Raw genomic sequence first — 20485 nt, forward strand, 5'->3', positions numbered from 1 at the left:
AAAGGCATGCAATTCGACAAGCGCGCCTGGCTCGACCGCATCAAGAAGATGTTCATCGGCTTCGACCGCCCGCTCGCGCTCGCGGTGTTTCTGCTGATGTGCGTCGGCATCGTCACGCTGTACAGCGCCACGCTCGACATGCCGGGCAAGGTGGAAGACCAGTTGCGCAACATCATGCTCACCTTCGTGCTGATGTGGGCGCTGGCCAACGTACCGCCCACCACGCTGATGCGCTTCGCGGTGCCGCTCTATACCTTCGGCATCGCGTTACTGGTGGCGGTGGCGCTCTTCGGCCTCACGCGCAAGGGGGCCAAACGCTGGATCAATGTCGGCGTGGTGATCCAGCCGTCCGAGATCATGAAGATCGCCACTCCGCTGATGCTCGCCTGGTACTACCAGCGCCGCGAAGGCGTGATGCGCTGGTACGACTACCTGGTGGGCCTCTTGATCCTCGCCGTGCCGGTGGGCCTGATCGCCAAGCAGCCCGACCTCGGCACCGCCGTGCTGGTGTTCGCGGCGGGCCTGTTCGTCATCTATTTCGCAGGTCTGAGTTTCAAGCTGATCGTGCCGGTGCTGATCGCGGCGGTGATCGCGGTCAGTTCGATTGCGGTGTTTCAGGACAAGATCTGTCAGCCCGAGGTGCAGTGGCCGCTGATGCACGATTATCAGAAGCACCGCATCTGTACGCTGCTCGATCCCACCTCCGATCCGCTTGGCAAAGGCTTCCATACGATCCAGGCGGTGATTGCGATCGGCTCCGGCGGCCCGCTTGGCAAGGGCTGGCTGAAGGGCACCCAGGCGCACCTGGAATTCATTCCTGAAAAACACACCGACTTTATTTTCGCGGTGTTCTCCGAGGAGTTCGGGCTGGCGGGCGGGGTGGTGCTGCTGGTCCTATATATGGCGCTGATCGCGCGCGGGCTTTATATAGCGGCGAACGGGGCCACGTTATTCGGCCGGCTATTGGCCGGCTCGCTGACGATGGCCTTTTTCACCTACGCGTTCGTCAATATCGGCATGGTGAGCGGGATCTTGCCTGTGGTCGGTGTGCCGCTGCCGTTCATGAGTTACGGAGGCACAGCGTTGATTACGCTTGGGATCGCAACTGGCCTCATCATGAGCGTCGGGCGACAGAAGCGCTTGATGCAGAGCTAGAACAAACAAGGGGCGCGGATGCGCCCCTTGTTTGTTTGCGGGCCCGGAAGCTGTTGCCGCGGGCGGCGCGGCCGAGTCACCGGCCAAGTCACCGGTGCCAGGCCACCGGCCAGGTCAGCCGCCCTATCAGCCCGCGTTACTGCGGCTTCGCCTCGTGCTCATCGCGCAACTCCGTGCTCAGTTGCTGAAATTTGAGCTTGGCCGCCGGATCGCCTTGCGCCGCCGCGGCCGCATAGTAAGCACGCGCCACGTTCAGGTTCTTGTCCACGCCGTCGCCACCGCGCTCGTAGAACGAGCCGGCCACGTACTGTGCCGTCATGTCGCCGCCTTCCGCGGCCTTCTTGTACCAGAAGAAGGCCTGACGATTGTCGCGGGTGGTGCCCCGGCCATCGAGGAACTGGTTGGCGAGCGCAAGCTCGGCTTGCACATGGCCTTGCTGCGCGGCCTTCAGAAACCAGCGATGCGCTTCGACCGGATCGCGGCCCACGAAATCTCCATCGTCGTACATCTTGCCGTACACATACTGCGCGTGCGACATGTTCGCGTCGGCAGCCTTGCGCAGCCATTTCTTGCCTTCGTCGACATTGGCGGCCGTGCCTTCACCGTTGAGCAACATCATCGCGTAGTTGAATTCGGCAAGCCGGCTGCCATGCTCGGCCGCCTTATGGAATTCGCTGAGCGCGGAACTCAGGTTGCCCGCGTTGTAGTCGGCAACAGCCGTCTGCGTCTCGGGGTCTGCCTGGGACGGCTTGTCCTGCGCGTACACCGTGGCAGATGCCGCCAACGCAATCCAGGCGGCGACACCCACCGCGACGCGCACGGCATACTGCGAAATACCCTTCATGACCGCACCTCCTGCAGCGCTTGACGCGTCGCGCGCAACAGCCACATGACATCGGCCGCAAGCGCGATAAAACGAAAACCAGCGTCGCGGTACTGGCGCGCGCCGGCCGAATCCATGGCAAAAATGCCGGTCGCAATACCGGCCTTGTCGGCTGCCGCCACCACGTGGGCCATTGCCGCCTGCACCTCCGGATGCTTCGAGTCGCCCAGATGGCCGAGGCTCGCAGCGAGATCGGCGGGCCCGATGAACAGGCAGTCCAAACCCGGCGTGGCTGCAATCTTCTCGACTTCCTGCACGGCCCGCGCGGATTCGATCTGCACGATCGTGGCAATCTGTGCGTTGGCGCCCTGCACGTAGTCGCGCCGCATGCCGTACGAAGCAGCACGAACCGCACCCGCGACACCGCGCCGGCCATCGGGCGCCTCGGCCGTCGGATATTGGGTCAGGCGCACGGCGTCGGCCGCTTCCTCGGCGGATTCGATGTTCGGGAACATCAGCGTGCGGGCGCCCGCGTCGAGCACGCGCTTGACGAGCCAGCCTTCGCTCGCCGGCACGCGCACCACCGGTTCGCTCGGCAGATGCGCCGCAGCAATCGCGCGTAGCTGGCCGGTGACGTCGCCACTGTCGTTGGGCGCATGTTCCATGTCGATCAGCAACCAGTCGAAGCCGGCGTGCGCGAGCGCCTCGGCGGCGCTTTCGCTGCCGAGCGAGAGCCACAGTCCGAAGAGCGGCTCAGCTTCGGCGAGACGTTGTTTGAGGGGATTCGTAAAGGTGCTCATCGCCGTACTCCGTCGCGGCGCACAAGGCCGCCTGAGGCACGGGAGAGGTGGCTGGCGCCGCGGGTTTGGCGCCCGTTTCGCAGTACGGTGACCGGCATGTCTCGCTCCGAGTGGTTATCGAAACGATCATACCGTGACAATAACGGAGATGCTGAGGTGAGCCGCAGTCTGCGTCGCGCTCAATCGCGCACCACGTCCGCCCAGCAATTCGGCGTCTCATAGAGACGCACCTTGTGCAGACGCAGATTCACGCCGTAGTGAGCGTCGTAGACGTTCGCCAGCAGGTCGAACGCGATCGCCGCGAGGTTTTCCACGGTAGGAATGCGGTCGAGCACGACCGTCTTGTGGCCGGGCATCGAATCCAGAAAGCCGCGCACCTGCGCGTCGCCTTCATAGACGAGAAACGCGTGATCCCATTTGTCGACGAGGTGTTCGACAGCGAGCGATTTCACATCCGCAAAGTCCATCACCATGCCGCGATCCGGCGCGCCTTCCGTTTCGACCAGATCGCCTTGCAGCGTGATTTCGAGCACATAGCGATGCCCGTGCAGATTCCTGCACTGGCTACGGTGATCGGGAATGCGGTGGCCCGCATCGAATTCGAGTTTTCGGGTAATCGTCAGCACGGCAAATCAGGGAATGTTCAGGTACTTGTGGGTCTGCATCGACAGGCGCCATTGCGGATGGCGTTTGCACCAGTCGATCGCGAGTCTGGTATTGATGTCGCGCGACGGGCCGTCCATCGGCTGGACGAGGAAATATTCGAAGTCGAGCGCCGCATACTCGGAAAGGCGCTGATTGTCCTGCGGAATCACGACTTTCAGTTCGTTGCCTTTGGTGACGACCAAAGGCGCATCGGCCTTCGGGCTCACGCAGATCCAGTCGATCGTCTCGAGCACCGGCAGCGAGCCGTTGGTTTCGATCGCGATCTCAAAGCCGGCCGCGTGCAACGCATCGACGAAGGGCTGATCGATCTGCAGCATCGGCTCGCCGCCGGTACAGACGACAAAGCGCTGGTTCTCACCTTCCGGCCACTGCGAGGCGATCATCGCCACCAGCTCTTCGGCCGTGCGGTACTTGCCGCCGTTCTCGCCGTCGGTGCCGACAAAGTCCGTATCGCAGAAGCGGCAGACTGCCTCCGCCCGGTCTTCCTCGCGGCCCGACCACAGATTGCAGCCGGCGAACCGGCAAAACACCGCCGGGCGACCGGCATTCGCACCCTCGCCCTGCAATGTGTAGAAGATTTCCTTGACCGCGTACGTCATGCTGCTTTCTGCCTGGCACCGCTGGGTGCCTGATTAAGGTTGCCGCCGCCCCCTGAGCCACGACGGGCTCAAGGGGCGAGCGGATCAAACGGGTGCTTCTGTGACCTTCTCGCCGCTCAGATAGGCTTCATAGCCGCGCTTGCGCAGACGGCACGCCGGGCATTCGCCGCAACCGAAGCCCCACGCATGCAACTCGGCGCGCTCGCCGACGTAGCACGTATGCGTCTCGACCCGGATCAGCTCGACCAGCTCGTCGCCGCCCAACTCGTGCGCGAGGCGCCACGTATCAGCCTTGTCGAGCCACATCAGCGGCGTTTCCAGCAGGAACCGCTGATCCATGCCGAGATTGAGCGTCACCTGCAGCGCCTTCATGGTGTCGTCGCGGCAATCGGGATAGCCCGAAAAGTCCGTCTCGCACATGCCGCCCACCAGCACCTGCAGGCCGCGCCGATAGGCGATTGCCGCAGCGATCGTCATGAACATCAGGTTGCGGCCCGGCACGAAGGTATTCGGCAGACCGTTGGCCGCGGCCTCGATCTGGATCTCGCGCGTCATCGCGGTATCGCTGATCGAACCGAGCACCGACAGGTCGATCATGTGGTCGTCGCCGAGGCGCTCGGCCCACTTCGGAAAGGTCCGTGCGAGCGCATCGCGAAAGCCTTCACGGCACTCCAGCTCGACCCGGTGCCGCTGCCCGTAATCGAAGCCGAGTGTCTCGACCGTTTCGTATCGTTCGAGCGCCCAGGCGAGGCACGTGGCCGAGTCCTGACCGCCGGAAAACAGCACCAGAGCGCTACTCTTAGCGTCTTTGCGGATCACCGTGAAACTCCGTGAATGATGAGTGCCACGTCGCGCTGCGCGGTGTGCGCCATGCAGCAACGCGGCGCGACGCGTGCCGGCGTGTCGGCCAGCTCATGCAGTATAGGCCGCGCCATCCTTCTCCAGAGTCGCTGGCGCTTATACCGCTGATCGTCGGGCGCAGGGGTTCATGCGCGGTGCGGCGTGACCGGCATGCCGTGCCGGAAACCACCCCTGAAAAAACCAAAGGACTTGTCAGGCGAGCGCGGCAAGTCCTTGAACTGGCGCGATTTTATCACGCGCCGCATAATGCCGCCGTCACCGGAATACCGCCCCACGAGGCGCTTCTCATTGCCGGCCGGAAAAGGAAAAGCCCCAGGGATCTTGCGATTTTCCTGGGGCTAAATTCTGGTGGCCTGGGACGGAATCGAACCATCGACACGCGGATTTTCAATCCGCTGCTCTACCAACTGAGCTACCGGGCCAACGAAGAAGCGAGAGTATAACAAAGGGTTTTCGACTGCTCAAGCCCCATCCCTCAATTTTTTGCGGGGGCCGCCGCATGCCTGCCGGCGTGCCGCCTTACTCCCCTTTGTTCTTGCCGAGATCGACGCCGAGCTGCTTGAGCTTGCGATACAGGTGAGTGCGTTCGAGCCCCGTCTTTTCGGCCACTCGCGTCATGCTGCCGTTCTCGCGGGCGAGGTGGTACTCGAAGTAGGCGCGCTCGAACGCGTCGCGCGCGTCGCGCAGCGGGATGTCGAACGAGATCGAAGCGGTCTGCGCCGCCAGCGTGCCGCTGCCCATGCCGTCGCTGGAAAGCATCGGCAACGAAGCCGCCGAAGCCACCGCCGATGAACTCGACGGCAACGCCGGCTTCACCGCCGCACCGGGCACCGCGGGTGCGGGGTTACCGCGTGCGAGCCCTTGTTCGACCGCCTTCAGCAGCTTCTGCAACGCAATCGGTTTCTCGAGAAAGTTGAGCGCGCCGATCTTGGTGGCTTCGACTGCGGTGTCGATGGTCGCGTGGCCCGACATCATGATCACCGGCATCGTCAATTGCCCCTGCGCGGCCCATTCCTTGAGCAACGTGACACCATCGGTGTCGGGCATCCAGATGTCGAGCAGCACCAGGTCGGGCGCCTGACGCAGCCGGAACTCGCGCGCTTCCTGCGCGTTCTCCGCCGCCTCCACGACATGCCCTTCGTCGCTCAGGATCTCCGAGAGCAATTCCCGGATGCCCATTTCATCATCTACCACCAGGATGGTTGCCATTTACGCTGCCCTTGTCTGCACTGTTGCTTTTGTCGTTCCCTGCGACGCCTTGCCATGCGCCGCCTGCGGCCCTGCTCCGGGTGCCGCAGCCTCATCGTCTGCCAATTGAAGAAAGAGGATCGAAATCTGCGCGCCCTCGATTACATCGCCGGCCTTCAGACGGTTGCGAATGTCGATGCGCGCGCCGTGTTCGTCGACGATCTTCTTGACCATCGCAAGGCCAAGCCCTGTCCCTTTGGCCTTGGTCGTCACGTAAGGTTCGAATGCACGCGTCAGAATGCGTGCGGGGAAGCCCGGTCCGTTGTCCGATACGGTCAGACGCACCGCGACGCGCACTTTACCTTCCGCGTCGGGATCGCCATATTCTACTGTCCTCGTCTCGAGCAGCACACGTGGATGCTCGACCTCCGACACCGCATCCTGTGCATTCTGCAGCAGGTTGTGGATCACCTGGCGCAATTGGGTCGCATCGCCGCGAATCACCGGCAACGCGGCGAGCTCGACGTGGATCGCGCTCTTGCCTTCTTCAATACCGTACAGCGTGAGCACTTCGCTCACCAGCTCATTCAATTGCAGGTTGGCCAGCACCGCCGGCGGCGTGCGCGCGTAGTCGCGGAAACTGTCCACCATCTGCTTCATCGCCGCCACCTGATTGACGATGGTGGTCGCGCCGCGCTTCAGCACATCGGCGTCGGACGGCGCGAGCTTGTCGGCCAGCTTCATCTGCAGGCGCTCGGCCGACAACTGGATCGGCGTGAGCGGATTCTTGATCTCATGCGCGAGACGCCGCGCCACTTCGCCCCAGGCGATCGAGCGCTGCGCGGAGATCACGTCGGAGATGTCGTCGAACACCACCACATAGCCGGACGTCTGCATGTCCTGCGCATCGCGCTCCGTGGCGGAGACGAGGCGCGCGCCGCGCACCAGCAACGTCAGCGGTTCGGTTTCGCCGGGCACCTGAACCGAGAACTGCTGCTGCCAGTGGCCGCCGTCGTCGTGACCGTCGCCGCTCGCCGCTTCGCGATCGGCGAAGGCCTTGCGCACCATCGCGCCAAAATCGCTGAGCACGGCAATGCGGTCGAGCGCGGAGCCGAGCACCGACTGAAACTGCTGGCGGAAGATCCGTTCTGCGCCGCGGTTCGCCGTGGTAAGGCGGAACTGCCGGTCGAACACGAACACGCCCGCGGTCAGGTTGGCGAGAATGCTCTCCAGATAGGCCTTCGAATGCTCGAGCGCGATCCGGTTGTTTTCGACCGCTGCGCGCGCCTCGGAGAGCTGCCGCGTCATCGCGTTGAACGACTGGGTCAGGAAGCCGAGCTCGTCGCGCGACTTGATTTCACGCTTCGGCGTGTAGTCGCCCTCGGTCACTTCCTTCGTGCCCTGGGCAAGCAGGAACAGCGGCCGGGCAAGCTGGTTGCCGAGCGCGAGCGCGAGCATCATCGCGATGAAGGTGGCGAGGAACAGCGCCAGCGTCAGCGTGCCGATATACATCTTGCGTAGACCGGTGCGGCCGAGTGCCTTTTCCTGGTACTCGCGATACGCGCGCTGCACCGCGTCGGCGTTGCGCGCGAGCGTGGGCGAGACCGGTTGCGTCAGTTGCAGGAAGCGCTCGGCGGGCTGCAGCAACGCCGCGTTCGAATCCGGAATGCGCTGCACGATACGCAGTCGCAATACGCCCTTGCCGCCATTGACGTGCGGATCGCCATCCACTTCGCCTTCGATGGCAGCAAAACCGTGGCCACGCGCCTGATCGATCATCAAGGGCGTCGGCAAGTCGTTCGGCACGAGCGTCACGTAGTTGCCCGAGGCCTGCGCCACCACGTGCATCTCAGGCGCCGCGCCCGACATGCTGCGCACCGGTTCGACGATGGTCGCATCCTGCACGCCGAACTGATCGCGCAGCCGCAACAGCGTGAGCGTCGTGCCCGCCGCGTCGGCGCTGGCGAGCTGCTCGGCCATCAGACGGCCCTTGGTCTGCAGGTCCGACAGCGAGGCGTCGAGCATGCCGCGCCCGAGGTTCAGCCCCGAGGTGAGCGCGGTCTCGACGTTCACGTCGAACCACGATTCGATGCTGCGCGAGACGAACTGATACGACACGATGTAGATGATGCCGCCCGGCACGACACCGACCAGCGCCATGAAGAACGCGAGCTTGGCGAGCAGGCGCGTGCCGAATTTGCCCTTGCGCAGCCGGTAGATGATGATCAGGACGAGCGCCGTCACGACCATCAGGAAGATCAGCGCTACCGCAACGTTGGCTGCGTACAGCCATTGATAGTAACGGTCGAAGAACTCGGTGTTCGCGCTCGCCGCAGCGAGCAACACCAGAAGCAGGACGGCCGTGACCGCCACCGTCGACACCAGCACGCGCACGACGATGCTGCTGACGCTGGTGGTGCCGCGTACTTTATTTAGCACGTTCGGTCACCGTGAAAGTAAAACGCTTCCAGTCGGAAGAGAGATTCCAGTCGCGGTTGTTCACAGCGTCGATCTGGAATGGCTTGGGCATCAGTGCGATGTCGAGCTGCATGCGCACGGAGGCGGTATAGGTCTCGCCGTTTTGCACCTGATTGCGATCGATCACATGCCACGAGGTGACATGCTGGATCACCGCGAGCGCGTCTTTCAGCGTGCTGAAGCCGAGTTGCAAACCACCCGTCGACACCCGGTATTCGCGCGTGAGCGGCTGAAACGACAGGCGGATGCTCTGCGACACGCTCACCGGTTGCTCGTCGAACCAGTACCAGCGCGGCCGGCTGAGTTCGAAATCGGTGGTGAAGTAGAGCGGAATGCCTTTGTTGACGGCATCCTCAAGGTTGCTGTTCAACTCGAAGTCAAAGCGCGCGTCGAGACTCCAGCCGCCGCCGTCCGACTGCAGCGACGCGCGCTGCACCGCAATCGAATCGGCATGCGCCATGTCTGGTGCGCTGAGCCAAATGGCCAGCACGATCCAGAGCACGGCCGCGAGCCGAAGCGGGAAGAAGCGTTTGATGGTCACCGTTTCTGAAAGCGCGCGTAGAAAAATCCGTCGTGGTCTGGGTTCGAGCCGGTGCCTGGTCCGGCACGGGAACCCTCCGGGGCGTCGGCAGGCGCGCGGGCCGCTGTGGGCAACAGTTGCCCCGGCGCGTCCAATCGTACCGCATCCTGGTAGTTGTTTCCAAACCACTGCGCCTGCAATTCGCCCTCATCGGGAAAGATCGAGCACGTAACGTAGAGCAACTCGCCGCCTGGCTTCACGAGCGGCCAGAGCGCCGCCAGAATGCGCCGCTGTTCGGCGACGAGCGCCGGGATATCGGAGGTGCGGCGCAACCAGCGGATATCCGGATGACGGCGGACGATGCCCGAGGCTGAACAGGGTACGTCGGCCAGAATGCGGTCGAAGGGGCGATCAAGCGGGTCGTGCCACTTCGCGGGATTGCCCGCGTCGCCGATGCGCACTTCGGCGGTGAGACCGAGGCGCTGCAGGTTTTCGCCGATACGGCGCGCGCGGGTCGGGTCGCTTTCGAGTGCGATCAATTCGAGATTGGCCACTTCGAGCAGATGGCCGGTCTTGCCGCCGGGCGCAGCGCAGGCATCCAGCACGCGCATGCCGTCGCGCGCGCCGAGCCATTGGGCGGCGAGTTGGGCGCCGGCGTCCTGCACGGAGACCACGCCCTCGTTAAAACCGGGGATGCGGTCGACCGGCATCGGTGTGGCGAGGCGTACCGCGTCGTCACCGGCGCGGGTAGCGTCGATATGGTGGTTGTGCAAGACCTGCAAGTAGGCGTCGACAGTCGAGTGGCGTGCGTTGACGCGCAGCGTCAGCGGCCCTTGCGTGTTGCCGGTTGCGAGCACGTCTTGCCAGTTGTCGGGCCACGCGCTTCGGACCGCGTCGATCCACCAGGCCGGGTAGTTCCAGCGCGCGACCTCGTCGGCCTGCGCGTCATTCAATAGCGTGTCGCGCTCGCGCAGGAAGGTGCGCAGCACCGCGTTGACGAGACCCTTCGCGAAGGCGAACTCGCGGCGTGCCGCGATTGCATTGACGGCCTGATCGACCACGGTGAACGGGGCGTAAGCGGCTTGCTCTTCAACGTCCGCCAGCAAGGCCAGCGCGCAGGCGAGCAGGTTGGCGACGTGCGGCGGCGGGGCCTTCTTGACCAGCTTCGCGATCAGCCAGTCGGCCGTGGCCAGACGGCGCATGGTCCGGTACGAGATGTCCTGCACCGCGCCGCGCGCTGCGGCAGCGCTGCCTTCAGGTGCGGATACGAAGACCGACTGCAGCGCAGCGGGGAGCGCCGAGCCGAGGCGCACCGCACCGACCGCCTGAGCCGCGCAGTCGAGCGCAAAACCCAGCGATTCGGGCGCGAGATGCAGCGTCGACAGGCGTGATTCGCGCGGACGCGGCGGAGGCGGAACGGAACGCGTGGAAGGCTTTGAAGTCATGAACAAGGCAAAAGCAGGCCGCACGGTGCGCGCGGCGCAAACAGCGCTCATTGTAGCTTGGCCGGCGCGGTGAGCCGCCGGACGGTGGACGGGACGCGTTGAGTGTCGAGACTCGTGCCCGGCTCCAGACTCGCCTCGCCAGCAAAAAGGGCGAGCCCCGGTGGAGCCCGCCCTACTCGACCACTAAGTGGCAAATGCCTGGCAAACGTCGCAGCGCAGTGGGACCACGCCGGGACACGGCCAGGACGCACCGGCACAACGGCCGGCGAAGCGGCTTACTCGAAGCGCCCGGTGCGCGCCATTTCCATGAGCCGCGCGATGCGCTCCTCGGTGGCAGGGTGAGTCGAAAACAGATTCGCGATGCCGCCGCTCGCAAGCGGATTCATGATCATCATCTGTGCCGTTGCCGGGTGCGCTTCCGCCGCCGGGAACGGAATGCCGCTGGCATAGCGATGGATCTTGTCGAGCGCCGACGCCAACGCCTGCGGGTCGCCGGAGATCTGCGCGCCGCCGCGGTCGGCTTCGAACTCGCGCGCACGGGAGATTGCCATCTGGATCAGCGCGCCGGCGATCGGTGCGAGCAACGCGACCGCAATGCTCGCGATCGGATTCGCCGGGCGGCCGTTCTCGTCGCGGCCGCCGAAGAACATCGCGAAGTTCGCCAGTGCCGAGATCGCACCGGCCATCGTGGCGGAGACGGTCGAGATCAGAATGTCGCGATGCTTCACGTGCGCGAGTTCGTGCGCCATCACGCCGCGCATCTCGCGCTCGGACAGCACGCGCAGGATGCCGGTGGTCGCCGCTACCGCCGCATTTTCCGGATTGCGGCCTGTAGCGAACGCGTTAGGCGCATCTTCGTTGATCAGGTAGACGCGCGGCATAGGCAGATTGGCGCGCGTAGCCAGCTCGCGCACCATCCGGTAAAACTGCGGCGCGCTGCTCTCGTCGACTTCCTGCGCGTTGTACATGCGCAGGACCATCTTGTCCGAAAACCAGTACGAGAAGAAGTTCATGCCGAGCGCGATCAACAGCGCGATCATCATGCCGCGCGAGCCGCCGATCATGCCGCCGATGACGATGAAGAGGGCCGTGATCGCGGCCATCAACATCGCGGTTTTGACCCAGTTAAACATGTTCACCACTCCTTGCCCCGAATGCGGGTTCATATCCTGTACCGCCTGATGGCGGGATCTGACTGTAAGAGTTTTGTTAGATATGGGCGAGCAAGGAAAATTCAATCACCGCGATGCCGTGGCGAGCTTGACGCCAAGTCCAACGAATGCGCTGCCGACGCCGCGATCCAGCCACCGCTTGATGCCCGGCTTGCCGGAAAAACGCTGCGTGACGCTGCCCGCGATGTACGCGACGAAGCTGTTCCACACCATGCTCATGAGCACGAACACGGCGCCGAGCGTCAGGAAGGCCAGGGTCTTGTGATCGCTGCCCGCGGTGACGAACTGCGGGAAAAAGGACACGAAGAACAGCACCACTTTCGGGTTCAGCACGTTGGTCCAGAAGCCCTGCAAAAACAGTTGGCGCAACGACTTCGGCGCGCCGGCGACGCGCGGCGTTGCCGCGCTCGCTGCTGCGTCGGCTGCAGCCGCCGGTTTGGCGAAAATCAGCCGCGCGCCGAGATACATCAGGTAGAGCGCGCCAACAAACTTGATGACGGTGAACGCGGTTGCCGAGGCAGCGAGCAGCGCGGTCAAACCGAACGCACAAGCAAGCGAATGCACGCAGCAGCCAGCGGAAATGCCCAGCGCCGACATCAGGCCAGCGCCACGTCCTTGTGCAACGCTGCGCCCGACGATATACGCCGTATCCGGTCCCGGCGTAACGTTGAGCAGGAAAACGGCGACGACGAAAAATCCGAAATGGGTGATACCGAACATCGAATCCTCACAAGAAAACGCCGCTGCGCCCCAAGATTTCCTGGCCGGCCGGGGTTCCGCGCAATGCGACGGATTGGCGGGCGCCCGCAAGTTTGCACGCAGCACGAGCGATTCTAACGCGCTCCGGCATGCGGCGTGAGTCAGCCAAACGGCCTATGGCAAGCACGCTGCCACGCCTGTTACTGTGCTTCAGCCAAGAGGAAACGCTGCCCTGCGGCAAGCGTCGAGCCGGCCAGGAATTCGCGCACCGGCAAGCGCTTGCCGCCGGGCTTTTGCAGCTGCGTGAGACAGAGCGCACCTTCGCCGCAAGCCACGACCACGCCTTCGGGGGAGACGTCGACGATCGTGCCTGGTTCCACATGACCCTGCGCCTCTACGGGCACGGCCGACCAGATTTTCAGCGCAGTGCCGTCGAGCGTCGCCACGCCGCCCGGGAACGGGTCGAACGCACGCACCTGACGCGCCAGCACGGCAGCAGGACGCCGCCAGTCGAGCGCCGCTTCGTGCTTGCCGATTTTCTCGGCGTAGGTGAAGCCCTCCGCCGGCTGCGGAGTCGCGTCGAGCTTGCCGTTGCGCTCGAGGTTCACCAGCGCCTCGACGATCAGGCGCGCACCGGCTTCGGCCAGACGGTCGTGCAGCGTGGCGGTGGTGTCGTCGGCATGAATCGGCGTGCGTGCTTCGGAGATCATCGCGCCCGTGTCGAGGCCCACGTCCATCTGCATCAGCGTGATGCCGGTTTCCGTATCGCCGGCTTCGATAGCGCGGTGGATCGGCGCGGCGCCGCGCCAGCGCGGCAGCAACGATGCGTGAATGTTGATGCAGCCGTGCGGCGCGATATCGAGCACTTCCTGCGGCAACAGCAAGCCGTAGGCGGCGACCACCATGACGTCGTGCGGAGTGGCGCGCAGTAAGTCGATCGCAGCCGTCGCTTCGGCCGGGTATTTGCCGCTACGGCGCAGCGAAGGCGGCTGGGCGACGGTAAGGCCTTGCTCTTCGGCGTAACGCTTGACCGGGCTGGCCTGCAGCTTCATGCCGCGGCCGGCCGGGCGATCGGGCTGCGTCAGCACGAGCGGCACCGGGAAACCGGCCTTGTGAATAGCCGCCAGCGCCGCGGCGGCGAATTCCGGCGTACCGGCAAAGATGACGCGCAACGAATGACTCATGTACGGGGGCGGTAGTCGGAATGGACGCGCATTACATCGCGTGTGCGAGCTTCTTCATCTTGCTCTTGATGCGCGTCTGCTTGAGCGGCGACAGGTATTCGACGAACACGCGGCCCATCAGGTGATCCATTTCGTGCTGTATACACACCGCGAGCAGGCCTTCACAGTCGAGCTCGAAGGTTTCGCCCTTTTCGTTGAGTGCGCGCACGCGCACTTTTTCGGCGCGCTCGACGTTGTCGTAAATGCCGGGCACCGACAGGCAACCCTCTTCGTTGATCTTCTTTTCGTCACTCGACCAGATGATCTCGGGATTGATGAACGCATGCAGTTCGTCGTGCGCGTCCGACACGTCGATCACCACGACGCGCTCATGCACGTCGACCTGGGTGGCCGCGAGGCCCACGCCGGGTGCAGCGTACATCGTCTCGGCCATGTCCGCGACCAGCTTGCGGATGCGCTCGTCGACCACTTCGACCGGCTTGGCGATCTTGTGCAGCCGTTTGTCCGGGTAGTTGAGGATATTCAGTAAAGCCATGATCTTGAAGTTGATTTTAGGCGCCGCGCACGGGGTGGAAAGTCGCGCATTGGCCATCCGGCCAGCTTGTCGGGCAGTCGCGTTACGCAGAGGATAGGTGGTGTCGAACCGGTTCGATTCAACGCGCCGATTTTGCGCAAACGACAAGCCCGCGCGGGTGGGCGCGGCGCTGCAGTTATTTCGGATGATGAAAATTTTAGCATGGCGCCCGCCTGCCCGCTGGCCGTGCTCAAGGATGGATACGTAATGCAGACCCTACCCACAACCGATGACGAACTTGCCGCCTGGCTGCGCCTTTCGATGGCGCCGGGGCTAAGGCCCGGCGCGCTGCGCGCCATGCTCGACGCGTTCGGCCTGCCGGCAGCGATACTTGAGCAGCCGTTTGCGCTGCTCGCCTCCACCACAGATGAGGCCTCCGCCCGCGCAGCGCTCGCCCCGCCCGGCGCCGGGTTTGCAGGCTATCTGGACGCCGTGTTCGCCTGGCGCGAACTGCCCGGCAACACTATCGTGACGCTTGACGATCCGGCCTATCCGCCCGCCCTGCTGACCATGCCCGATCCACCCGCGCTCTTATATATAAAGGGCAGACTGGACCTGTTGCATGCCAACGGCGTCGCTGTGGTCGGCAGCCGCAGCGCCACGCCGCAAGGTGTCGAAGATGCCGAACGGTTCGCCCGCGCACTCTCGGCCGCAGGACTAGCGGTTGTCTCAGGGCTCGCTCTCGGCATCGACGGCGCTGCGCACCGCGGTGCGCTGAGCGGCCGCGGCGGCACGATCGCGGTGATCGGCACCGGTGCCGACCTCGTCTACCCGTCCGCCCATCAACTGCTTGCACGGCAGATCGCGGCCGAGGGCGCGATCGTCTCGGAATGGCCGCTCGGCACGCCCGCACGCGCCGCCAACTTCCCGCAGCGCAACCGGCTGATTGCCGGGCTGGTCGGCGGAGTGCTGATCGTCGAGGCGGCGATGCGCTCCGGTTCGCTGATCACCGCGCGCCTCGCCAACGAAATGGGGCGAGATGTGTTCGCTCTGCCCGGCTCAATCCATGCGCCGCTGTCGCGTGGCTGTCACAGGATGCTCAAACAAGGTGCCAGGCTGGTCGAAACGCCCGAGGAAATACTGGAAGAGCTAGGCTTCGTCGCGCCGCCGGCTGCCGGGGCCGCCGGCGCCACGTTGTGGAACGGCGTGCCGCCACGTCCCACGCCGGCGCCAGTGCATAGGTCCGGGCCTGCGGCCAGCGAGCCGGAACTCGCGCCCGAAGCGCAAAAGCTGCTTGCCGCCCTCGGCCACGCCCCGGCCACGCTTGAAATTCTTGCCGCCCGCACCGACATGCAGGACGCGGCGTTACAAAGCACGCTGCTGCAACTCGAACTGGCCGGTCATGTGACGGTTCTGCCGGGCGGCCGCTTTGCCCGCGCGAGTCACGGCTGAGCATGGTCAATCACGGCACCCTGCGCGCCATGCTACATTCGCGCCAAAGAGCACCCAACACAGTACGCAAGGAACCCACATGCCCGCGCTGAACCTCGACACCGACCAAGACCGGATCGCAGAGCGCGTCAACGACCACAACACACTGTTCGTGGCCTGTCTGTGCGCGGAATGGTGCGGAACCTGCCGGGAATATCGGGATGCTTTCAACCGCCTGGCGGACAAGCATCCGGAAATCTGTTTCGCCTGGATCGATATCGAAACCCACGCTGATCGCTTCGACGACCTGGACGTAGAAAATTTTCCTACGATCCTGATCGAAGACAGCGTGACCACCCGCTTTTTCGGCACCGTACTGCCGCAGGCGGCCATCGTCGAACGGATGCTGGCCGATCTGACCGCGCTACCCGGCGTGACCGGCGCGCCCAAGTTAAGGCCGGCTCTGGCCGTCGCCTGAAGCCCTTATTTTGACCGGCAGGCCAGCGGCACAGGCGTTGCGCATAGACTGCAACGCGTCCGCCGCCGCTTGCTGCATATATCGACACGCAATTATGATGAGCCGCTTTTTATGGCACTTGACACGTCCCCACGGCGCCGTGTGCTATAAAGCGGTCGTTAATGGGTCGCAAACCTAGGGGTCGCAAACCCAAGGCCTAAACCCGGATCTACCAACTCATATCCAGTCATGTCCAAAGCACTGATCATCGCCGAAAAGCCTTCCGTCGCGAACGACATCGCGCGGGCTTTGGGCGGTTTTACCAAGCATGACGAATACTACGAAAGTGACGATTACGTCCTTTCCTCGGCAGTCGGCCACTTGCTGGAAATCGCCGCGCCCGAAGAATACGAAGTCAAGCGCGGCAAGTGGAGTTTCGCCAATCTGCCCGTCATCCCCCCGCATTTCGACCTGAACCCGATTGCAAAAAGCGAATCGCGTCTCAAGGTGCTGACCAAACTGCTCAAGCGGAAAGACGTCGAGCGCCTGATCAACGCATGTGACGCGGGGCGCGAAGGCGAGCTGATTTTCCGCCTGATCGCGCAGCACGCGAAAGCCAAACAGCCGGTCCAGCGCCTGTGGCTGCAATCGATGACGCCCGCCGCGATCCGCGACGGCTTTGCCCGTCTGCGCAGCGACGAGGAAATGCAGCCGCTCGCCGACGCCGCGCGCTGCCGCTCGGAGGCCGACTGGCTGGTCGGCATCAACGGCACGCGCGCCATGACGGCGTTCAACAGCAAGGGCGGCGGCTTCTTCCTGACCACGGTTGGCCGGGTGCAGACGCCGACGCTGTCGATCGTGGTGGAGCGCGAAGAAAAGATTCGCCGCTTCGTGCCGCGCGACTATTGGGAAGTGAAGGCGGAATTCGTCTGCGCAGCGGGCTTCTACGAAGGCCGCTGGTTCGACCCGAAGTTCAAGCGCGACGAGTTCGACCCGGAAAAGCGCGATTCGCGCCTGTGGGCCCTGCCCGCCGCCGAAACGATCGTCGCGGCTTGCCGCGGCCAGATCGGCACGGTGACGGAAGAGTCCAAGCCGACGACGCAACTCTCGCCGGCGCTGTTCGACCTTACCAGCCTGCAGCGCGAGGCAAACGGCCGCTTCGGCTTCTCCGCGAAGAACACGCTGGGTCTGGCTCAGGCGCTGTACGAAAGGCACAAGGTGCTGACGTACCCGCGTACCGACGCGCGTGCGCTTCCGGAAGACTATATGGAGACGGTCAAGCAGACGCTTGGCATGCTCAAGGAAAGCAACAACTACCTGCCGTTCGCCAAGCAGGTGCTCGACAAGGGTTGGGTGAAGCCGAACAAGCGCATCTTCGACAACTCGAAGATCAGCGACCACTTCGCAATCATCCCGACGCTGCAGGCGCCGAAGAACCTGTCCGAGCCGGAACAGAAGCTCTACGACCTGGTCGTGAAGCGCTTCCTGTCGGTGTTCTTCCCCGCTGCCGAATACCGGGTGACGACGCGGATCACGGAAGTGGTCGGCCATCACTTCAAGACCGAAGGCAAGGTGCTGGTCGAGCCCGGCTGGCTGCAGGTCTATGGCCGGGAAATCAGCGGCGAAGACGCCAACCTCGTGCCGGTGCAGAAAGACGAGAAGGTCAAGACCGACAAGATCGCGGCCCAGCAACTGGTCACCAAGCCGCCGGCCCGCTACAACGAAGCGACCTTGCTGTCAGCCATGGAAGGCGCGGGCAAGCTGGTCGAAGACGACGAACTGCGCGAGGCGATGGCTGCCAAGGGCCTCGGTACACCGGCTACGCGCGCCGCGATCATCGAAGGGTTGCTTGGCGAAAAGTATCTGATTCGCGAAGGCCGCGACCTGATTCCAACCGCCAAGGCGTTCCAGTTGATGACGCTGTTGCGTGGCCTCGACGTCAAGGAATTAACCGCGCCTGAGCTGACCGGCGAATGGGAATACAAGCTGTCGCAGATGGAGCGCGGCAACCTGCACCGCGACGCGTTCATGCAGGAAATCGCCCGCATGACGCAGACCATCGTCAAGCGCGCGAAGGAATACGATTCGGACACGATCCCCGGCGATTACGCGACGCTGCACACGCCGTGTCCGAATTGCGGCGGTCAGGTGAAGGAAAACTATCGCCGCTTTGCATGTTCGAAGTGCGAGTTCTCGATCTCGAAGATTCCGGGCGGCCGGCAGTTCGAAATCGAGGAAGTGGAAGAGTTGCTCAAGAACAAGACCATCGGACCGCTGTCGGGCTTCCGCAGCAAGATGGGCCGGCCGTTCTCGGCAATCCTGAAGCTGTCGCTCGACGACGAGATCAAGAACTACAAGCTCGAGTTCGACTTTGGCCAGGATTCGGGCGGCGAAGACGGCGAGGCACCTGACTTCTCCGAACAGCATCCGGTGGGTGCCTGCCCGAAGTGCAAGGCGCGCGTGTTCGAGCACGGCATGAGCTATGTCTGCGAGAACTCGGTCGCCAATCCGAAGACCTGCGACTTCCGCTCGGGCAAGGTGATTCTCCAGCAGGAAATCACGCGCGAGCAGATGGGCAAGCTGCTCGAAGAAGGACGCACCGATCTGCTGACGAACTTCAAATCGTCCCGCACCGGCCGCAACTTCAAGGCGTTCCTCGTCAAGCAGAATGACGGGAAGATCGGCTTCGAGTTCGAGAAGAAGGAGCCGTCGGCGAAAACCGCTGCCAAAACAACGGCGGCCAAAGCCGCGCCGGATACGGACGACGAAGACGGCGCGTCGGCAGAGGCTGTGCCGGCAAAGAAGGTGGCAGCGAAAAAGGTCGCAGCGAAGAAGGCTCCGGCTACGAAGACGGCAGCGGCCAAGAAAGCGCCGGCCAAGAAGGCTGCTGTGCGCAAGACGGGCTCGTAGTAGGCAATCTCTCAAGCTCGTCTAACGCACGCCCCAAAAGCGCGGCAACCTCTACCGCGCACGCCAAAAGCAAAAAGGCACAGCCCCTATCAGGCGGCTGTGCCTTTTTGCTATCAGGCGGCGCGAACCGCCGCCTGATCCCTATCTCATTTCACAGCGTCACAGCGGCGACAACGCCGCCGTCCGGGCCCGCGAAGACGGCGTCTTGGCCGGCAGCTTCGGCGAAAGTTCGCTATCGAGCAGACGCGACAGGGGCTCAGCACCGTCGAACGCTTCCGGCGGCATGATCTCCGACGAATCCAGGTTCGACATCAAGGCAGGACGCCCCTGGCCGTCCTTGATCCACTGTTCGCCGAGCAGGCTATTCGGCGTCTGGCTGAAATGCTCGACCAGATGGTCGATAAACGTGCGCACCTTGGCCGGCAGGTGACGGCGGCTCGGATACGCGATGTTGATCTCGACCTGCGGCAGGCGGTATTCACCCAGCAGACGCACCAGACGGCCACGCGTCATGTCGCGGCCAATCAGGTAGCTCGGAAGAATCGCGATACCCATGCCCAGCAGCGCAAACTGACGCAGCATTTCCGTGTTGTTAGCGACGATCACATTGGTGGGGCGCACCCGCACTTCGCCTTCCGGACCCGTGAAGACCCGCTCGTCGCCCCAGTACTCGGACGGCAGCGACAGGCACGGATGCTCGAGCAGGTGCTCAGGACGCGTCGGTGTGCCGTGCTTCTCCAGATAGGCCGGCGTCGCGCACACGGTCATGCAACCTGTGGTCAGACGCCGCGTGACGATGCTCGCGCTGCGCATCTGCCGCGCAATCACCACGCCCACATCGAAACCTTCTTCGACCAGATCGACCTGGCGGTCGACCAGCGTGACATCGGGAATGACTTTCGGGTAGCGCTCGGCGTAGGTTTGCAGCACCGGCGCCAGATTGTGCAGTCCAAACACCACAGGCGCGACAATCCGCAAGGTGCCGACGGGTTCGTGATTGCGCGCCACCACCATCTGCTCGACGTCTTCCAGTTCGTCGAGAATCTGGCGGGCGCGTTCCAGATAAACCTGGCCTGATTCGGTCAGCGAAAGGCTTCGGGTTGTGCGGTTGAGCAGACGGGTGCCGAGACGGCCTTCGAGATCGGCTACATGGCGGGTGGCCACTGCGTTTGAAATATCCATTGCGCTGGCCGCGCGGGCAAAACTGCCGAGATCCGCCACTTTGACGAATACTCGCATCGACTGCAAATGATCCATGAGACAACTCCTGCCGTGTTCCAGCTTCCTGACAAACCAGTTTGGCCAGTGAAGCGAACTTGGAATTCTCCTACGACTCGATAAATCGTGCAGAAGTTGCTCAAGAAGGCGGTTTTTTATTAGGTTTCATATCACCGTACTCTCTAGTGCTGTACATGCGGGTCTATTGTTCCGGTTAAGGAAACAATATGCTGCAGCGCAGCTTGCACTGTGTTTATTGTTGGAACAGCGAGCACTATGCAATAACGTCTGAAGATAGACCTGAAAATCAGCAGCCCACTTCGAAAATACAAAACAACACAAAAAAACCGCCCGAAGGCGGTCTT

General features: G+C 63.4%; 18 protein-coding genes and 1 tRNA gene. 4 read left to right on the forward strand and 15 right to left on the reverse strand.

The features are described from left to right. Positions 1 to 6 precede the first annotated feature (6 nt). Positions 7 to 1155, forward strand: a complete 1149-nt coding sequence (gene rodA / locus AC1ECK_RS03255) for a rod shape-determining protein RodA (protein WP_480315816.1) — start codon at positions 7 to 9, stop codon at positions 1153 to 1155. 136 nt (positions 1156 to 1291) lie between these two features. On the opposite strand, the gene AC1ECK_RS03260 is transcribed toward rodA, so the two are convergent. From AC1ECK_RS03260 to def, 14 genes are all read right to left on the reverse strand, one after another. Further along, positions 1292 to 1999, reverse strand: coding sequence for a tetratricopeptide repeat protein (locus tag AC1ECK_RS03260; RefSeq protein WP_480315818.1), 708 nt, complete (start codon positions 1997 to 1999; stop codon positions 1292 to 1294). Then, positions 1996 to 2778 (reverse strand): HpcH/HpaI aldolase family protein, encoded by a 783-nt coding sequence (locus AC1ECK_RS03265; RefSeq protein WP_480315820.1) that lies wholly within the window; start codon positions 2776 to 2778, stop codon positions 1996 to 1998. Before AC1ECK_RS03265 ends, AC1ECK_RS03260 begins: the two co-directional genes overlap by 4 nt. A gap of 179 nt (positions 2779 to 2957) precedes the next feature. After that, positions 2958 to 3401, reverse strand: coding sequence for a 6-carboxytetrahydropterin synthase QueD (queD, locus tag AC1ECK_RS03270; protein WP_480316459.1), 444 nt, complete (start codon positions 3399 to 3401; stop codon positions 2958 to 2960). 9 nt (positions 3402 to 3410) lie between these two features. Further along, positions 3411 to 4043 carry a 7-carboxy-7-deazaguanine synthase gene (queE, locus tag AC1ECK_RS03275; RefSeq protein ID WP_480315822.1) on the reverse strand — a complete coding sequence of 211 codons (633 nt, stop codon included), beginning with the start codon at positions 4041 to 4043 and terminating at the stop codon, positions 3411 to 3413. 84 nt (positions 4044 to 4127) lie between these two features. Continuing rightward, entirely contained in the window at positions 4128 to 4862 is a 735-nt protein-coding gene (queC, locus tag AC1ECK_RS03280; RefSeq protein ID WP_480315824.1) for a 7-cyano-7-deazaguanine synthase QueC, read from the reverse strand. A gap of 388 nt (positions 4863 to 5250) precedes the next feature. Continuing rightward, a tRNA-Phe gene (locus AC1ECK_RS03285) sits at positions 5251 to 5326 on the reverse strand. Between the two features lie 97 nt (positions 5327 to 5423). Continuing rightward, positions 5424 to 6113, reverse strand: a complete 690-nt coding sequence (esaR, locus tag AC1ECK_RS03290; RefSeq protein ID WP_480315826.1) for a response regulator transcription factor EsaR — start codon at positions 6111 to 6113, stop codon at positions 5424 to 5426. Further along, the gene (locus tag AC1ECK_RS03295) at positions 6114 to 8531 is read right to left on the reverse strand and encodes a sensor histidine kinase (protein ID WP_480315828.1); all 2418 of its coding nucleotides are present in this window, start codon (positions 8529 to 8531) and stop codon (positions 6114 to 6116) included. After that, positions 8521 to 9111 carry a DUF4390 domain-containing protein gene (locus tag AC1ECK_RS03300; protein WP_480315830.1) on the reverse strand — a complete coding sequence of 197 codons (591 nt, stop codon included), beginning with the start codon at positions 9109 to 9111 and terminating at the stop codon, positions 8521 to 8523. The genes AC1ECK_RS03295 and AC1ECK_RS03300 overlap by 11 nt, the downstream gene beginning before the upstream one ends. Further along, positions 9108 to 10535 (reverse strand): 16S rRNA (cytosine(967)-C(5))-methyltransferase RsmB, encoded by a 1428-nt coding sequence (rsmB, locus tag AC1ECK_RS03305; protein ID WP_480315832.1) that lies wholly within the window; start codon positions 10533 to 10535, stop codon positions 9108 to 9110. Before rsmB ends, AC1ECK_RS03300 begins: the two co-directional genes overlap by 4 nt. A 275-nt stretch (positions 10536 to 10810) precedes the next feature. Beyond that, positions 10811 to 11668 carry a zinc metalloprotease HtpX gene (gene htpX / locus AC1ECK_RS03310; RefSeq protein ID WP_480315834.1) on the reverse strand — a complete coding sequence of 286 codons (858 nt, stop codon included), beginning with the start codon at positions 11666 to 11668 and terminating at the stop codon, positions 10811 to 10813. A 105-nt stretch (positions 11669 to 11773) separates the two neighbouring features. Next, positions 11774 to 12427, reverse strand: a complete 654-nt coding sequence (locus AC1ECK_RS03315; protein WP_480315836.1) for a LysE family translocator — start codon at positions 12425 to 12427, stop codon at positions 11774 to 11776. Positions 12428 to 12606: 179 nt separating this feature from the next. After that, positions 12607 to 13590: a methionyl-tRNA formyltransferase gene (fmt, locus tag AC1ECK_RS03320; protein ID WP_480315838.1), complete on the reverse strand. Its 984-nt coding sequence runs from the start codon at positions 13588 to 13590 to the stop codon at positions 12607 to 12609. Between the two features lie 31 nt (positions 13591 to 13621). Beyond that, positions 13622 to 14125: a peptide deformylase gene (def, locus tag AC1ECK_RS03325; protein ID WP_480315840.1), complete on the reverse strand. Its 504-nt coding sequence runs from the start codon at positions 14123 to 14125 to the stop codon at positions 13622 to 13624. A 246-nt stretch (positions 14126 to 14371) separates the two neighbouring features. Here def and dprA point away from each other — a divergent pair, with 246 nt between their 5' ends. From dprA to AC1ECK_RS03340, 3 genes are all read left to right on the forward strand, one after another. Next, positions 14372 to 15556, forward strand: coding sequence for a DNA-processing protein DprA (dprA, locus tag AC1ECK_RS03330; protein ID WP_480315842.1), 1185 nt, complete (start codon positions 14372 to 14374; stop codon positions 15554 to 15556). A 79-nt stretch (positions 15557 to 15635) separates the two neighbouring features. Continuing rightward, positions 15636 to 16013, forward strand: a complete 378-nt coding sequence (locus tag AC1ECK_RS03335) for a thioredoxin family protein (protein WP_480315844.1) — start codon at positions 15636 to 15638, stop codon at positions 16011 to 16013. A gap of 228 nt (positions 16014 to 16241) precedes the next feature. Continuing rightward, entirely contained in the window at positions 16242 to 18902 is a 2661-nt protein-coding gene (locus AC1ECK_RS03340; RefSeq protein ID WP_480315846.1) for a DNA topoisomerase III, read from the forward strand. Between the two features lie 159 nt (positions 18903 to 19061). Here AC1ECK_RS03340 and AC1ECK_RS03345 read toward each other — a convergent pair whose 3' ends face one another. Further along, positions 19062 to 20159, reverse strand: a complete 1098-nt coding sequence (locus AC1ECK_RS03345) for a LysR family transcriptional regulator (RefSeq protein WP_480315848.1) — start codon at positions 20157 to 20159, stop codon at positions 19062 to 19064. Positions 20160 to 20485 lie beyond the last annotated feature (326 nt).

The sequence above is a fragment of the Paraburkholderia sp. SSBN10T genome (assembly GCF_056619545.1).

Bases quoted from the DNA above. Each gene is read 5' to 3' on its own strand.
- rodA (WP_480315816.1), top strand. From the start codon at position 7: ATGCAATTCGACAAGCGCGCCTGGCTCGACCGCATCAAGAAGATGTTC.
- AC1ECK_RS03345 (WP_480315848.1), bottom strand. From the start codon at position 20,159: ATGGATCATTTGCAGTCGATGCGAGTATTCGTCAAAGTGGCGGATCTC.
- AC1ECK_RS03260 (WP_480315818.1), bottom strand. From the start codon at position 1,999: ATGAAGGGTATTTCGCAGTATGCCGTGCGCGTCGCGGTGGGTGTCGCC.
- dprA (WP_480315842.1), top strand. From the start codon at position 14,372: ATGCAGACCCTACCCACAACCGATGACGAACTTGCCGCCTGGCTGCGC.
- AC1ECK_RS03265 (WP_480315820.1), bottom strand. From the start codon at position 2,778: ATGAGCACCTTTACGAATCCCCTCAAACAACGTCTCGCCGAAGCTGAG.
- AC1ECK_RS03315 (WP_480315836.1), bottom strand. From the start codon at position 12,427: ATGTTCGGTATCACCCATTTCGGATTTTTCGTCGTCGCCGTTTTCCTG.
- def (WP_480315840.1), bottom strand. From the start codon at position 14,125: ATGGCTTTACTGAATATCCTCAACTACCCGGACAAACGGCTGCACAAG.
- AC1ECK_RS03335 (WP_480315844.1), top strand. From the start codon at position 15,636: ATGCCCGCGCTGAACCTCGACACCGACCAAGACCGGATCGCAGAGCGC.
- rsmB (WP_480315832.1), bottom strand. From the start codon at position 10,535: ATGACTTCAAAGCCTTCCACGCGTTCCGTTCCGCCTCCGCCGCGTCCG.
- esaR (WP_480315826.1), bottom strand. From the start codon at position 6,113: ATGGCAACCATCCTGGTGGTAGATGATGAAATGGGCATCCGGGAATTG.
- AC1ECK_RS03340 (WP_480315846.1), top strand. From the start codon at position 16,242: ATGTCCAAAGCACTGATCATCGCCGAAAAGCCTTCCGTCGCGAACGAC.
- htpX (WP_480315834.1), bottom strand. From the start codon at position 11,668: ATGTTTAACTGGGTCAAAACCGCGATGTTGATGGCCGCGATCACGGCC.
- queE (WP_480315822.1), bottom strand. From the start codon at position 4,043: ATGACGTACGCGGTCAAGGAAATCTTCTACACATTGCAGGGCGAGGGT.
- fmt (WP_480315838.1), bottom strand. From the start codon at position 13,590: ATGAGTCATTCGTTGCGCGTCATCTTTGCCGGTACGCCGGAATTCGCC.